At 44.6% G+C, this 13,456-nt stretch carries 12 protein-coding genes, 1 rRNA gene and 1 riboswitch; of the genes, 12 read left to right on the top strand and 1 reads right to left on the bottom strand.

Annotation, left to right across the window (positions count from 1 at the left end; translation table 11 throughout):
- Window positions 1–17 precede the first annotated feature (17 nt).
- From M1K58_RS28940 to M1K58_RS28890, 11 genes are all read left to right on the top strand, one after another.
- Window positions 18–1,364, top strand: coding sequence for an ABC transporter substrate-binding protein (locus tag M1K58_RS28940; RefSeq protein ID WP_256762390.1), 1,347 nt, complete (start codon window positions 18–20; stop codon window positions 1,362–1,364).
- A gap of 20 nt (window positions 1,365–1,384) precedes the next feature.
- Complete coding sequence (locus tag M1K58_RS28935; RefSeq protein WP_256762389.1) at window positions 1,385–2,272, top strand: carbohydrate ABC transporter permease; 888 nt, start codon at window positions 1,385–1,387, stop codon at window positions 2,270–2,272.
- On the top strand, window positions 2,269–3,129 hold the full coding sequence (locus M1K58_RS28930; RefSeq protein ID WP_256762388.1) for a carbohydrate ABC transporter permease: 861 nt from the start codon (window positions 2,269–2,271) through the stop codon (window positions 3,127–3,129). Before M1K58_RS28935 ends, M1K58_RS28930 begins: the two co-directional genes overlap by 4 nt.
- Window positions 3,130–3,168: 39 nt before the next feature.
- On the top strand, window positions 3,169–4,806 hold the full coding sequence (locus M1K58_RS28925; RefSeq protein WP_256762387.1) for a cellulase family glycosylhydrolase: 1,638 nt from the start codon (window positions 3,169–3,171) through the stop codon (window positions 4,804–4,806).
- A gap of 68 nt (window positions 4,807–4,874) precedes the next feature.
- A complete protein-coding gene (locus M1K58_RS28920; RefSeq protein WP_256762386.1) occupies window positions 4,875–6,011 on the top strand; it encodes a phosphodiester glycosidase family protein in 1,137 nt (378 codons plus the stop codon).
- Between the two features lie 144 nt (window positions 6,012–6,155).
- On the top strand, window positions 6,156–6,932 hold the full coding sequence (locus M1K58_RS28915; RefSeq protein WP_256762384.1) for a YheC/YheD family protein: 777 nt from the start codon (window positions 6,156–6,158) through the stop codon (window positions 6,930–6,932).
- 62 nt (window positions 6,933–6,994) lie between these two features.
- Window positions 6,995–7,189, top strand: a riboswitch (cobalamin riboswitch).
- A 201-nt stretch (window positions 7,190–7,390) separates the two neighbouring features.
- Window positions 7,391–8,410: an ABC transporter substrate-binding protein gene (locus M1K58_RS28910; RefSeq protein WP_256762383.1), complete on the top strand. Its 1,020-nt coding sequence runs from the start codon at window positions 7,391–7,393 to the stop codon at window positions 8,408–8,410.
- The gene (locus M1K58_RS28905; RefSeq protein WP_256762382.1) at window positions 8,403–9,440 is read left to right on the top strand and encodes a FecCD family ABC transporter permease; all 1,038 of its coding nucleotides are present in this window, start codon (window positions 8,403–8,405) and stop codon (window positions 9,438–9,440) included. Before M1K58_RS28910 ends, M1K58_RS28905 begins: the two co-directional genes overlap by 8 nt.
- Window positions 9,441–9,444: 4 nt before the next feature.
- Window positions 9,445–10,233 carry an ABC transporter ATP-binding protein gene (locus M1K58_RS28900; protein ID WP_256762381.1) on the top strand — a complete coding sequence of 263 codons (789 nt, stop codon included), beginning with the start codon at window positions 9,445–9,447 and terminating at the stop codon, window positions 10,231–10,233.
- An 82-nt stretch (window positions 10,234–10,315) separates the two neighbouring features.
- Window positions 10,316–10,915: a cob(I)yrinic acid a,c-diamide adenosyltransferase gene (cobO, locus tag M1K58_RS28895; protein WP_256762380.1), complete on the top strand. Its 600-nt coding sequence runs from the start codon at window positions 10,316–10,318 to the stop codon at window positions 10,913–10,915.
- Window positions 10,916–10,930: 15 nt separating this feature from the next.
- On the top strand, window positions 10,931–11,716 hold the full coding sequence (locus M1K58_RS28890) for an ABC transporter substrate-binding protein (protein ID WP_256762379.1): 786 nt from the start codon (window positions 10,931–10,933) through the stop codon (window positions 11,714–11,716).
- A gap of 69 nt (window positions 11,717–11,785) precedes the next feature.
- Here M1K58_RS28890 and M1K58_RS28885 read toward each other — a convergent pair whose 3' ends face one another.
- Window positions 11,786–12,871, bottom strand: coding sequence for a PRK06851 family protein (locus M1K58_RS28885; RefSeq protein ID WP_256762378.1), 1,086 nt, complete (start codon window positions 12,869–12,871; stop codon window positions 11,786–11,788).
- Between the two features lie 469 nt (window positions 12,872–13,340).
- Between M1K58_RS28885 and M1K58_RS28880 the strand changes: the two genes are divergently transcribed.
- Window positions 13,341–13,456, top strand: a 16S ribosomal RNA gene (locus M1K58_RS28880); the annotation flags it as partial.

Genomic DNA, 13,456 nt, shown 5'->3' with positions numbered 1-13,456 from the left:
AGGGGGCAAAACCAGCCATGAAGAAAATCATCAATGCAAGTCTGATTGCTGTCGTACTATTAATGGTCATCTCTGGATGTGGGAATGGGAACAAAAATACTGAACCATCTGCTAGCAGTGAGGCTCCAGTTAGCACAACAACGAGCACGCCGGAAGCAGCGACACCAGCCAAGCCTACGAAGGTGGAACTAAATGTATTTATGAGCTACCCACAGTATAAGGACCAATTTGAAGCCTATTTCGAGCAATTTAAGGCGAAGGAATTAGCGGACAAAAATATCGAGGTGACGATCAAAGCAGAAATGCCGAATTCTGATCAGGCTAAACAAATTTTACAAACGCGTCTAGCTTCGAACGATTCCCCGGACTTGTTCACGATTCATGCGAATGACATCCCGACTTACTATAACGCGGGTTACTTAAGTGATCTTGCCGATCAACCTGCTATCAAAAGCTTATACGAACCGATTAAGAAAACAGTAACCTACGATGGTAAAGTTGTCGTCCTACCTTTAGAAAGCTCCACATGGGGATATTTGTACAACAAGAAAATGTTTAAGGATTTAGGGTTAACCCCACCAAACACTTTGGATGAAATGAAAGTGGTTATTGAGAAATTGAAAGCAGCAAGCATTGCACCTTTCCAGCTGGCATTCCAAGAGTCATGGGTACCACAGCTGATGACTGCACAATCGCTTGGTGGGATCGTATCCTCGCAGCATCCAGATTGGATTGAAAAGATGAATGCAGGTCAAGCTTCCTACAAAGATATTGCGGCTATCTTCGATATTATTGATTTGATTAATGCGAATGGAACTAAAAAGCCATTTGAAGTTGGCAATGAAGCGGGTGCAGCTGATTTTGCAAATGGAAAATCAGCAATGTGGGTTCAAGGACCTTGGAATGCAGATGCAATCTTGAAGGTAAATGCAGATTTTGAAATCGGCGTTGCAGCACTTCCAGTAAGTAATAATGCGAAAGATACAATGATTAACCTTTCTACCTCAACTTCTCTAGCCTTATCACCAGCAAGTAAGAACAAAGAAGTTGCGCTTGATTTACTGAACTATATTCTTGACGAGAAGGACTCTTCCGCATTGTTCGAGCAATTGAAGTTTAATCCGATCTCAACGGTTCACCAATTCAAAGTGAGTCCATGGGTAGAAGAATCCTCTGCTTATGTGGCGAATGGTCAGGCCTACCAAGATTTATCGCTTCCTAATGGGGTTACAGATGAGCAAGCTAAGCTATTGCAAAGCTATTATGCCAAAACCGTTACGAAAGAGGACTTTATCGCAACGATGGATAAAACATGGGCAGCGGCGGTTAAAGCAGCAGCGAAGGAAAATCTGAGTCATGGCTAACTGGATAGGAGTGATAGGATATGAGTTTCATCAGAAATGGGAAGAAAACTCTCATTCTGCTAGCTTTCGTTTTCCCAGCCCTCCTATTCTATTCCGTATTTGTACTCGCCCCCTCTATCGGGGGGGTGTGGTACAGCTTAACGGATTGGAACGGACTGAATCCCACCTATGAGATGGTGGGATTCAGCAATTATATCGAAGCGCTCTCGGAGGATCGTTTCTTCCTTGATTCCATAGGCTTTACCCTTAAGTACGTTGTGTTTATGGTCATCCTATCGAACTTCTTTGCTATCTTATTAGCGGTGTTGATTGAATCTCGTAAGCGCAGCAAAGTATGGTTCCGGACGATCTTCTTTATGCCTAATATGATTAGCTTAATTATCGGTGGCTTCATGTGGATGTTTATATTCACTAAGGTTCTACCTTATATCGCGGAGCACACGGTCTTTAAATTTCTAGATCAATCGTGGATTGGGGATCCAAGACTATCCTTCTTTGCGCTCCTAATTCTTTCGCTCTGGAGTGGAGTTGGCTATCTAATGGTCATCTATATTGCAGCGCTTCAAGGTGTTCCTCAGCAACTAAAGGAAGCTGCTGCGATTGATGGAGCCAGTGCTTTGCAAACCTTTCGGAATGTTACTCTACCTATGATTTATCCCGCTCTAACGATCGGACTGTTCGTGACATTGAATAACTCGTTTAAAGTGTTTGAAGCGGTGTTTGCTCTTACAGGTGGCGGACCAGGCAGGGCTACACAGGTTATTGCGCTTAATATTTTTGAAGAAGCATTTAGTCAGAGTAATCGTTATGGCTATGCAAGTGCAAAAGCAATGATCTTATTCCTGATCGTATTTATAATTACGATTGTTCAATTATGGATCATGAAGAGAAGAGAGGTGGAAGCATGAGGAATAGCAGCGGAAACGCGGGAGGTGTTCGGTTAAGTCGCCGAGCTGGCTCTGGTCTCGTTCTTCTCTTCCTGCTTCTCGGAGCAGTTGTCATGCTGTTTCCCATCTATATGGGGATTCTTAATTCGGTGAAAACGCAAAGCGAGATGCTAACGAACATCTTATCTTTTCCTGCTAAAGTTCAATTCAATAATTTTTCGAGCGCTTTTGAGAAAATTCATTTTTTTCGGAGCTTAGGGAATACGATACAAATTGCAGCTGTTGGCTTGATAGGAATTATTGTGTGTGCATCTTTGGCAGGGTATAAGCTCTCTCGAACCAAAGGCAAATTAAGCTCGGCTTTGTTTGGACTATTCATCCTATCTATGTTGATTCCTTTCCATTCCATTATGATTACCCTTGTGAAAATATCGAATGAATTATCCATACAAGGCTCTATTTATGGATTGGGAATGATTTATATCGGACTGGGCGTTTCAATGGCTATTTTCTTATATCATGGCTTTGTGAAATCCATTCCAAGAGACTTAGATGAAGCTGCTATTATTGATGGGTGTGGTGAACTTAGGCTGTTCTACGCAGTGATCTTCCCGCTGCTGCTTCCAGTAACTGCTACTATCGCGATTTTAAATTTACTGTGGATGTGGAATGATTTTCTGCTACCACTGTTGATGTTGACGAATTCTGACAGCTATACGCTGCTCTTATCCACCAATATGCTGTTCGGTGAGTATAGCAATGATTGGTCAAACATATTGGCTTCATTAATATTGGCCATGCTACCTGTCGTTATCTTTTATCTAATCCTGCAAAAATATATTCTCAATGGAATTGCAGAAGGTGCGATCAAAGGTTAGAGCCAGCGGGTTTTAAGCCTAACGAGGGAGAGAACGACTTTGACATTATCACAAGGGCATGAAGTTACTGGATTTCTAAAGGCGGTAGGGCAAAAGCTGATCAACGGCGAAGGGCGGGAGATTCTTCTTCGTGGAGTTGGATTTGGGAGCTGGATGCTTCCAGAGGGATATATGTGGATGTTCCCTAATGGAGGAGATCGTCCGCGTCGGATTGAGCTTATGGTTAAGGAACTAGTTGGTGAAGAGAAGGCCGAGCAATTCTGGGAAATCTACTATGAACGATATACCTCTGAAGAGGATATTAAGCAAATTGCAGCAGATGGCTACAATTCCGTGCGAGTACCGATTAATTCTAGATTTCTAATTGTTGAAGGTGATGCAGGAGCTGTTCAATATCATGAGCAACATCTGGTGTTGCTTGATAAGGTCATTGGTTGGTGTCGCGAGCATCGACTTTATGTCATTTTGGATCTACATGGCGCTCCAGGTGGGCAAACAGGTACGAATATTGATGATTCAGAGAATGATCAGCCGGAATTGTTCATCGACGAAAATAATAAACAGATGACTATTGATTTGTGGAGGATGCTAGCAAAACGATATAAGGATGAGTGGATAGTCGCGGGCTATGATCTGTTGAATGAGCCGCTTCCGAATTGGTTCTCTTCCTATAATAATCAAATTATGCCGCTATACCGAGATATTACGAAAGCAATCCGTGAGGTAGACGATCGTCATATGATTATTCTTGAAGGTGCGCACTGGGCTACGGACTGGTCGATCTTCGATGATCCATTCGATAACAATCTAATGCTTCAATTTCATAAGTACTGGAACAATCCAGACACGGAGAGCATACAAACCTACTTGGATAAAAGAGAAGAGTGGAATGTTCCGATCTACATGGGTGAGGGGGGCGAGAATAATAAGGAATGGTACGCAGGTGCGTTTCGGTTATTCGAGGATCATAACATCTCATGGAACTTCTGGACGTGGAAGAAGATGGGTAAAGACAATTCCCCTTGCTCGGTAAACATCCCATCTGGTTGGCAGCTTCTGATCGATTATTTGGAAGGCGGGAGTAAGCCGGATGAGGCGACCGCTGAGCGTATTCTGTGGGAGTATTTGCATAACATTTCTTTCGTAGAGTGTATTTATCACCCGGAGGTTACATTATCCCTATTCCGTAGGCCGAAGGCTCGAATACCGGCAATCTTCTATGGTTATAAGGGTGCGGGTGTAAGCTATGGGATCAAGGAAGGGAAGCGTAACCCCATTGGCTTTCGGAATCAAGATGGAGTGGATATCCGATTTGTCGAAGGTTCGAGGGAAACCCCAAGCTTTGAGCATGGTAAGGGGGAGGCATGGAAAGCAGATGAGTGGATGTATGTGCAATTAGCTGCTGAAGATTGGGTTTCCTATGATTTCACAGTTGCGGATACCGCAGAGGCTTCATTATATTTCATAGATTTGTGTTTATTCGCTCCTAATGGGAGCGCGGGACTTGCTGTCACGATAGACGGTGAATCGATCGAAAGAATAGAGCTGGTCGACAGCTTATGGGGAACCAAACGAACACATAACCCGGTAAAGCTTGCTGCTGGATTACATCGAATCGAGCTTAGTTCGATAGACAATTCGATAGGTATCCAATGGCTTGAGGTTATTCCAGCCTAATTAATCTTCCATAATTATCCGATAAAGAAAGGTGTGATAAACAACTAGAGTACAAGGAGTTTTCGATTATGAAAAGAATTATCGTGTTGCTGCTTCTCTCCTGCTTATGTTTCGTATCTACAAGCTGGGCTTCAACAGAGCCCAAAAGCTTTGGTTACCTGGATGCGCAGAAATCAACGACCTTTGTTCCCATTCAATTCTTAAGTGGTGTCGGAGTCAATGTGAATTGGGATTCGGCGGAACAGCGGGTTGATATGACCTACGAGCAAACAAAGATTTCCATGTATATAGGAAAGAGGCTAGCATCCGTCAATGAGGAGCAGGTTGAATTAACGGATCTGCCTTACATTGCACAAGGAGTTAAGTACGTGCCACTTCGTTTCGTTACCGATACGTTGAAAATGAAGCAGGAGTGGAAAGGTGACACTTCATCCGTAAGTGTGACGTTAGACGAACAAACCGCAGAATTACCCGTTATCAGCCAAGCGCTTAATCCTAATAATAGCAAGCCAATCGTCAGTGAGAGCAAGACATTCAAGGTGGGGAGCAAAAGCTTCAAAACACAAGTCGTCACCATCTCGCTGATGCACCCTAAGATCAGGTTGGACGTTGCATTGGCCCACGATGAGATTGGCCGTGTTGACGATTTGAAGAACATTGCTAATAAGAATGGAGCCGCTGTCGCGATTAATGGGTCCTTCTTCGATGCCTATACCAAATCTGACATTAAGATTCCGTATGGGAACGTCGTTAGTGGTGGCGAACAGAGGAAAAAGGATTTAAGTGATCGTCGAACGATCTTCACCTTCGATAAGAATAACCTTGTCAAGCTCATATCCGGAACTTATTACAAGGAGCAGTTTAACAACATAAAGATTGAAGGCGGAGTTCAAGTCGGGCCTCGTCTCGTAAAGGATGGGAAGGTAGAGCTTAATGTCGTTGCAGAGGGCTTCAAGGACCCGAAAATACTAACGGGAGGCGGAGCGCGAAGCGCACTTGGGATTACTCGCGATCACAAGCTCATTCTCCTAACGATAGGCGGGGCGACCATTCCGCAGCTCGCAGCAATTATGAAGCAAGCCGGCGCTTACCAAGCTATGAATTTAGACGGGGGAGCCTCAAGCGGATTATACGTTGATGGCAAGTATTTAACGACACCAGGCCGTCAGATCAGCAACGCCATTATTGTGAAATACGAGAAATGATGCTCGAATATAGAGTGTCGAGGGGCGGCTATCAGGAGATAGTCGCCTTTTGCTATGTTGGGGATAGGCTGTCGCAGTGCCATCGTCCAAGCATTTTCATAAGATAACATTACAGTTCACAACAGAGGGGGAGACGGGTGCGGGATGTTCGTCAAAAAGTACAAGAGTAAGACCTTAAGAGGGAAACTGCGAGTAAATCGATACTTATCAAGTACCCCCCAGCTGAAACACATTGTTCCTAAAACCGTTGCATTTTCCAAAAATAATCTCATTAAGATGGCAAGAAAATACAAATCTCTCTATATCAAGCCTGACATTGGATCGCATGGCAAAGGTATATTTAAAATGCGACGTGCATCCAAGGGATATGAAATGTATTTTATTGAGCATAAAAAGCAGAAGATAAATCTCTTACCTAGTGTGCGTTCCAGTCATCGATTCGTCGTTGAACGTAAGAAAGGTAAAATGATTATTCAGCGTGGAATTGTATTAGATAAATTATCAGGACAGCCGTATGATATTCGAGCTATGGTTCAACGGAAGCGCGGAGGAGCATGGACTTGTACTGGAATTATGGCTAAGGTTGGCAAAGGAAATAAAATCGTAACAAATGTGTATCAGGGTGGCAAATCGATCTTGTTTAAAGAGCTATTAAATCAGCAGGGGTACTCGAGGAATGAACGTGAGCAAATCACTCAATCCTTAACGAATAAGGCACTAGCGGTTGCACGAGTATTAAGCAGTAGGAAAAGTGGGATGCATGAAATGGGCATTGATTTCGCCTATGATCGTAACAAACGTTTGTGGATTCTCGAGGTTAATTCGAACCATCCCCAATTTTATCCGTTTAAGAAGCTGGATCGTTCCATGTATGAGCGAATGCGCAGCTACGCAAAGGGTTATGGGAGGTTCGATGATTAGACACTTCTTTTTTATGTGCCACTAGGCTATAATCCTTAAAGAGATATACGCTTGATCAATTTAATATTTTACAGCCTGTAGGTGCCTTAAACATATCATGTGTATAAGGTTAAAAGGGAAGCCGGTGCAAATCCGGCGCGGTCCCGCCACTGTTTAACGGGGATAACCTCGCAAGACCACTGTTCCGCAAGGAATGGGAAGGAGAGGGAGTCATCTAACTCGTAAGTCAGGAAACCTGCCTACTCGGCTTCGCCAACGAACATCCTTCGTGGAAAAGGACTGGCCGAATCAGGATATCGCATAAGTGCATTCTATTATAATAGGATTTTTCCCTGATCTGCTAACCCCCTTGTTTCCTCATGGAGACAAGGGGGTTTCTCGTTGTATGGCCCTGCCGGTAAAAGGATTTGATCGTTCAAGCTCTTCTCAACAAACAACATTGAGGGGTAGATGGAGAAATGAAACGTTATTGGTTATTAGTATTAACAGTTGTATTGGCAGTTGCTTTAGCAGGCTGCGGAAATAAGGATGATAACAATTCAGCAGCAACACAGAGTGCAAGCCCAACTGCAAGTGCGAGCTCCTCAGCGGCTGCGAGTGAATCACCATCTGCTGAAGCTGTTGAGAAAAAAACAACTTATCCACTTACGGTTAAGGATGCTACGGGTACTGAATTTACGTTCGATAAAGCTCCTGAGAAAATCGTATCCACTTCCGTATCAGAGACGGAAATTTTATATGCACTTGGTCTTGGTGACAAGGTAGTTGGTGTATCTGATTATGATAACTATCCACCAGAAGTTCTGGATAAACCAAAGGTAGGCGGAGTTTCGAAGCCCAATGCAGAAGCGATTATCGCACTGGAGCCTGATCTTGTTATCACGGGCATCTCCATTAAAGAGGATGCCGCTGAGAATCTTCGCTCTTTAGGTATGAAATTGGTGAAGACAGAACCGAAGAACATTGAGGATGTACTGGGTAACATTCTTTTATTCGGACAAATCTCGGACAAGCAAGTGGAAGCAGAAGCACTTGTTGCACAAATGAGAGAAGACGTTCGCAAGGTTTCTGAAGCTGCGGCTACTTTGAAACCAGAAGAGAAGAAAAAAGTATACATTGAGTTTTCTCCGGGCTGGACTGTGGGAAAAGGCGAGTTTATGGATGAGCTCATCACACTTGCAGGGGGCATTAACATTGCGTCTGATCTAGAAGGTTGGAATCCGATCAATGAAGAGAAGATTATTGCGGATAACCCAGACGTTATTATTTACCCGTTGAACATTACAGACGATAAGAGCGGCAAGAAAATTGAAGATCTCATCCAAGGACGTAGTGGTTGGGATAAAATCAAAGCCATTGAGGATAAGCAACTGGTTGGAACGGATAAAGATCTTCTGTCCAGACCGGGACCACGGATTACGGAAGCGTTGAAGTTACTTTCGGAAGCCATCTATCCAGGATTGGTGAAGAGTGAGTAGAAAAATAGTTGTATGGGGAGGAGCGGGCTTCGTGCTCCTCCTTCTTTCCGTAGTCGTGAGCTTATCGATGGGAACCGCACGGCTACCACTTGCCCAAGTATGGGGGATATTGTGGCATCAGCTCCCGTATGTTGGGGACTGGGTTACTGCCGATTGGCCGATCTCCTCGGAGCAAATTATTCTAAAGGTTCGTTTGCCGCGTGTTCTTCTAGCTATTCTAATTGGGGCTTGTCTCTCCCTAGCCGGCGCTGGCTTTCAAGGTGTGCTACGCAATCCTCTCGCTGATCCGTATACACTCGGTGTCGCTTCGGGATCTGCTGTTGGTGCAGCCTTTATTATTCTTTTTGGCTTACAAATTGCCTTTCTAGGACATTGGACGATCCCGCTCGTCGCTTTTACTACGGGTGTTATCAGCTTAATGATCGTACTCCGATTAGCCAGAATTAATGGCAAATTCCAACTGGAAACTTTAATTTTATCCGGTGTTGTCGTGCAAGCCTTTCTAGGCTCTATGGTTTCCTTTATGGTATCGCTGTCCGACAATGTTATTAACGAAATCGTGTTCTGGCTAATGGGGAGCTTGTCGATGAGAGGCTGGTCTTTCACGATTATGCTCGTACCTTTTCTGGCAGTGGGTCTCGTTGTTCTCTTGTATTACGGTAGAACTTTGAATTTATTTTCTCTCGGAGAGAGGCAAGCAGAGCATCTGGGTGTCAACGTAGCTAGGACGCGTCTCATTGTTCTAATCGTATCTACATTGATAACAGCGGCAGCCGTGTCTGTTGCTGGAACGATTGGTTTTGTGGGACTTGTTGTTCCTCATCTTGTTCGGTTAATGGTGGGTCCAGATTATCGTATTCTAATTCCTATCACCGCAATATTTGGGGGGATTTACGTGCTATGGGCGGACACGCTTTCACGTATGCTGTTAAGCCCTACAGAAATTCCGCTTGGTGTAGTTACTGCGTTCCTTGGTGCTCCGTTCTTCGCATACTTGCTTCGCAAAAACAAGAAAAGGCTGGGGGCATAGAGATATGTTACAGGTTAATCATCTCTCTAAATCCTACAACGAGGCTAAAGTGCTGGAGGATATCCAATTTTCGGTGAGAAAAGGGGAGTTTTTCGGTATTTTGGGTCCCAATGGGAGCGGGAAATCGACATTGCTCAAGCTGATATCCGCTGTGGAGAAAGCAAGCTCAGGCGAAATTCTGATGGATGGAAAACCGATTGAGAAGTATTCGCGTAAGCAATTGTCCCGTTCTCTTGCTGTGCTGCAGCAGGAATCTCTCCCTCCGGTGAATTTCACTGTGAGAGAAGTCGTCGAGATGGGGAGATATCCTTATCAGAATTGGCTAGGAGAAGAGAAGGAAGAGCAAGCGGACATTGTTGACTCCATCCTGAATAAGCTTCGATTGGTTGAGCTTCAGGATCGATCACTACAATTTCTGAGTGGTGGGGAGAGACAGCGGGTGGCGCTAGGCAAAGTCATGGCGCAGCAGCCACTGCTTCTTCTATTAGATGAGCCAACAACCTACTTAGATATTGGCTATCAGATTCAGATGATGGATCGGGTAAAAGCATGGCAGAACGAAACGAATATGACGGTTGTTGCTGTACTTCATGATCTCAATCTAGCTGCGATCTATTGTGATCGTATGCTAATGATTCATAACGGTAAGGTCGCCCGCATTGGGACTCCCTCCGAGATTATACAGAGTCAGCTTATCGAGCAGGTTTATGGAACGACACCGATTATTGTGGAGCACCCGGTTCATAAGCTCCCGCAAATTATCCTTCAGCAGGGTGGATCGATTGTGGAGTAAAAGATTGGATCCGTTGAGATATATCGATTGAGAATAGATGGATTGAGAATAGATGGATTGAGAATAGATGGATTGAGAATAGATGGGAAGATCAGTTCGTAACGTAAACTCCACGGAAGGTGAGGATGGAAGCATGAGTAAGCCGATTAAAGAAAGAGGATTGACATTGGTGTACACGGGGGATGGCAAAGGAAAGACGACAGCAGCGATGGGATTGGCTGTTCGAGCTGTTGGTCGTGGATTCAAGGTGCTGATCATTCAGTTCATTAAGTCGCCTCAGCGTACCTATGGGGAGAAGATTGTTTTCGATAAGTTAGGTATTGAGATTCATCAGATGGGAATTGGATTTACCTGGACGAAAACACCTGAGGAGCATCGAGAGGCTTTGAAGACGGCATGGGCATATGCGAAGGAACGAATCGAGTCCGGGGAACATCAGTTAATTATTTTAGATGAGATTAACAATGCGCTAGCCATTAGTACTTTTCCAATTGATGATGTATTGCCGCTTGGTGAGGTTCTAGAAGTTATTCGTAATCGTCCGCAGGGGATGCATCTGGTTCTGACGGGTCGGAATGCGCAGCCGGAAGTCGTGGAGATTGCTGATCTCGTTACGGAGATGAAACCAATCAAGCACTATTACGAGGAAGGCGTCTCCGCTGTTATGGGTATCGAAATGTGAGGAGGGGCAGACCGGATGAGAATTGTATCGCTTTGTCCTAGTAATACGGAGCTGTTGGGATTTATGGGGTTATCTTCTTCTATAGTAGGCGTGGACAAATATTCTGATTGGCCTGAATCAATTGAAGGACTGCCCAGACTGGGATCAGATATGGATATAATCATCGATGCTGTCGAGGAGCTTAAGCCGGATCTGATCTTAGCCTCACTAACCGTGCCAGGCATGGAGAAGAATATAGAGGGCTTAAAAGAGAGGAACCTTCCTTATATCGTTCTGAATCCCAATAGCTTGGCCGATATCGGACGCAACATGTTCACTGTTGGAGAGGCAACGGATAAGCTTGTACAAGCAAAGGCTGCTTTGGATAAATATCAACAGCAGCTGGATAGATATGCAGAGTTGAGTAAACGTGTGGAGCAGAAGCCTAATCTTTATTGGGAATGGTGGCCAAAGCCGGTATTTACGCCAGGAGGCGGCAATTGGCTAACAGAGATTAGTGAGCTAGCCGGAGCGAGAAACGTATATGCGGATGATCCTAGGGCAAGTGTAAAGACAGATTTGGAGGATGTGCTCAGTCGGGTGCCGGATTATATTTTACTTGCATGGGTGGGCGTTAAAGCTCAGCATGTGAAACCGAACTCCGTTAAACAGCGCCCGAATTGGTCGCAGCTGCAGGCCGTCCAACAAGATCGGATCCGCATCATGGAGGAACCCCTCTATTGTAGGCCATCTCCTCGACTTATTGTGGGCTTAGAGAAGCTTGCAGCGTTCCTGCATCCGGATGTCTTTCCTGCGCCGTAGATTAGGATATGGATAAGGTAGAAGCCAGCGTCTTGGAGACGCTGGCTGTATTTATGAGCATGATAGGTTTCAATTAGTGACGGTTATCCTCTGTTTGATCTCTTCTGCAATACCTTCAAGGATGGATAAATCCGTAGACTGGATATGAATTTGTTCAAGTTCATCCAGCAGGGATCTGGCTCTTGCTAGGTATTGAGTCGATTGTTTCATCGTTGAGGAGTAACGTTCCTTGATGAGACTAATCGCTTCTGAGTATTGTTCATCGGTTCCTGGTTTAATACAACGTTCATACATATCTACGATTTCGTCACTAGGGCGATCCGGATAATACTCGTGGGGGGCAGTGCTGTCGAATATTGCAAATCCAAGTTCTCTTACAATGACCATATCTAAACTATTCGGATCAAATCCGCAATGGTAGATTTCGACGTCAAAGCCACGATCGACGGCAACAGCTGCTAGCTTTTTCAGCATGGTGGATTTTCCGGAGCCAGGACGTCCTTTAATGAGATATCTCTTTAAGCCATCCGATAGGTTAGGGACAAAATCAATCGCCCCTCGCGGAGTAGCCGCCCCCAGGAACCTGTGATCAACTCGACTCAGCTTCTCGATTTGCCGATCGCTATATAGATTTTCGATCATTTCCTTTGTCAGCTCGTCGGCTGCCTGAAAATCCATGTTCGTAATATATAACTTCTCCCAATCATCATGGACGCGAAGCGCTTCCGCGAAACCGGAGTAAGCGAGCTCGTAGGCTTGAGAGATTTCTTCATTTAATCGCTCAATCTCTGATCGTTGAGATTCCAACCGCTCTTCGTGACAAGCTTCTCTTAAATTGGCATGGACGAGTTCAACATCCGACAGCTCAGGCACAGAAATGTGAGGGGAGGTTCCATCGATAATACCAAGCTTGAGAGCAGGAATGATGATTCCATCCAAAGCATCGTTGTCTGAGGAGCAATGGATCATCCAGATGCTGTAACCTTCCTCGGCCAACTGGTTCCCGATTGAACAAATGTTAATCGACTTTCCTGTACCTGCGACCCCTTCTAATAAGAAAACGCGCTCCAATGCTTGAAAAGAAGAATCGAACAGATTAGCATACCCTTGCGCAGTATTACCACCCGCATAAAAATTGAAGATGCTACCCTTCATAGTCGCCACACCCTTCTAGGCTAATATCATTGATACCTTCATCGTATTATTGCCCAGCCCAAAAGGTGAAGCTAACATGATAATTGGCACAAGCGTGGATAAGATAATTAGGATGCTTATTCAATTTGGAATAATTTGAGGGTTGATAGAGATATTAAATCTATGATAAATTATATTTCTTGCCCGCAACAACTTGAAGATTTCGTTCAGAACTCAAGAGTTGATTAAACAGAGATTCCGAATGACTGGAAGAATTTGAGGGTTGTAACTCGCAAGATGATATGTTAAGATATAATTCTTGTGCCGGAATAACGGCGCAAACAAGAAACGACAAATTGTTCTTTGAAAACTGAACATCGAGCGTAAGAAAACGAACAAAACGTCGGAAGATGGCTTTGGCTGTCGGAAGACAAACCAGTTGTAAAGATTGAGCCTTCAAGGCTCTTTAATACGAAGCCTCGGCTTCACTATTATGGAGAGTTTGATCCTGGCTCAGGACGAACGCTGGCGGCGTGCCTAATACATGCAAGTCGAACGAATCTCTGATGGAGCTTGCTCCTGATGAGGTTAGTGGCGGACGGGTGA

Origin of the sequence: Cohnella sp. WQ 127256, assembly GCF_024519285.1 — a bacterium.
Classification (GTDB): Bacteria; Bacillota; Bacilli; order Paenibacillales; family Paenibacillaceae; genus Cohnella.
Note: the sequence above shows the minus strand (reverse complement) of the source record. Positions and strands in the feature narration are given on the sequence as shown.

Bases quoted from the DNA above. Each gene is read 5' to 3' on its own strand.
- M1K58_RS28900 (WP_256762381.1), top strand. From the start codon at position 9,445: ATGTTACAGGTTAATCATCTCTCTAAATCCTACAACGAGGCTAAAGTG.
- M1K58_RS28920 (WP_256762386.1), top strand. From the start codon at position 4,875: ATGAAAAGAATTATCGTGTTGCTGCTTCTCTCCTGCTTATGTTTCGTA.
- cobO (WP_256762380.1), top strand. From the start codon at position 10,316: ATGGGAAGATCAGTTCGTAACGTAAACTCCACGGAAGGTGAGGATGGA.
- M1K58_RS28915 (WP_256762384.1), top strand. From the start codon at position 6,156: ATGTTCGTCAAAAAGTACAAGAGTAAGACCTTAAGAGGGAAACTGCGA.
- M1K58_RS28890 (WP_256762379.1), top strand. From the start codon at position 10,931: ATGAGAATTGTATCGCTTTGTCCTAGTAATACGGAGCTGTTGGGATTT.
- M1K58_RS28930 (WP_256762388.1), top strand. From the start codon at position 2,269: ATGAGGAATAGCAGCGGAAACGCGGGAGGTGTTCGGTTAAGTCGCCGA.
- M1K58_RS28910 (WP_256762383.1), top strand. From the start codon at position 7,391: ATGAAACGTTATTGGTTATTAGTATTAACAGTTGTATTGGCAGTTGCT.
- M1K58_RS28885 (WP_256762378.1), bottom strand. From the start codon at position 12,871: ATGAAGGGTAGCATCTTCAATTTTTATGCGGGTGGTAATACTGCGCAA.
- M1K58_RS28935 (WP_256762389.1), top strand. From the start codon at position 1,385: ATGAGTTTCATCAGAAATGGGAAGAAAACTCTCATTCTGCTAGCTTTC.
- M1K58_RS28940 (WP_256762390.1), top strand. From the start codon at position 18: ATGAAGAAAATCATCAATGCAAGTCTGATTGCTGTCGTACTATTAATG.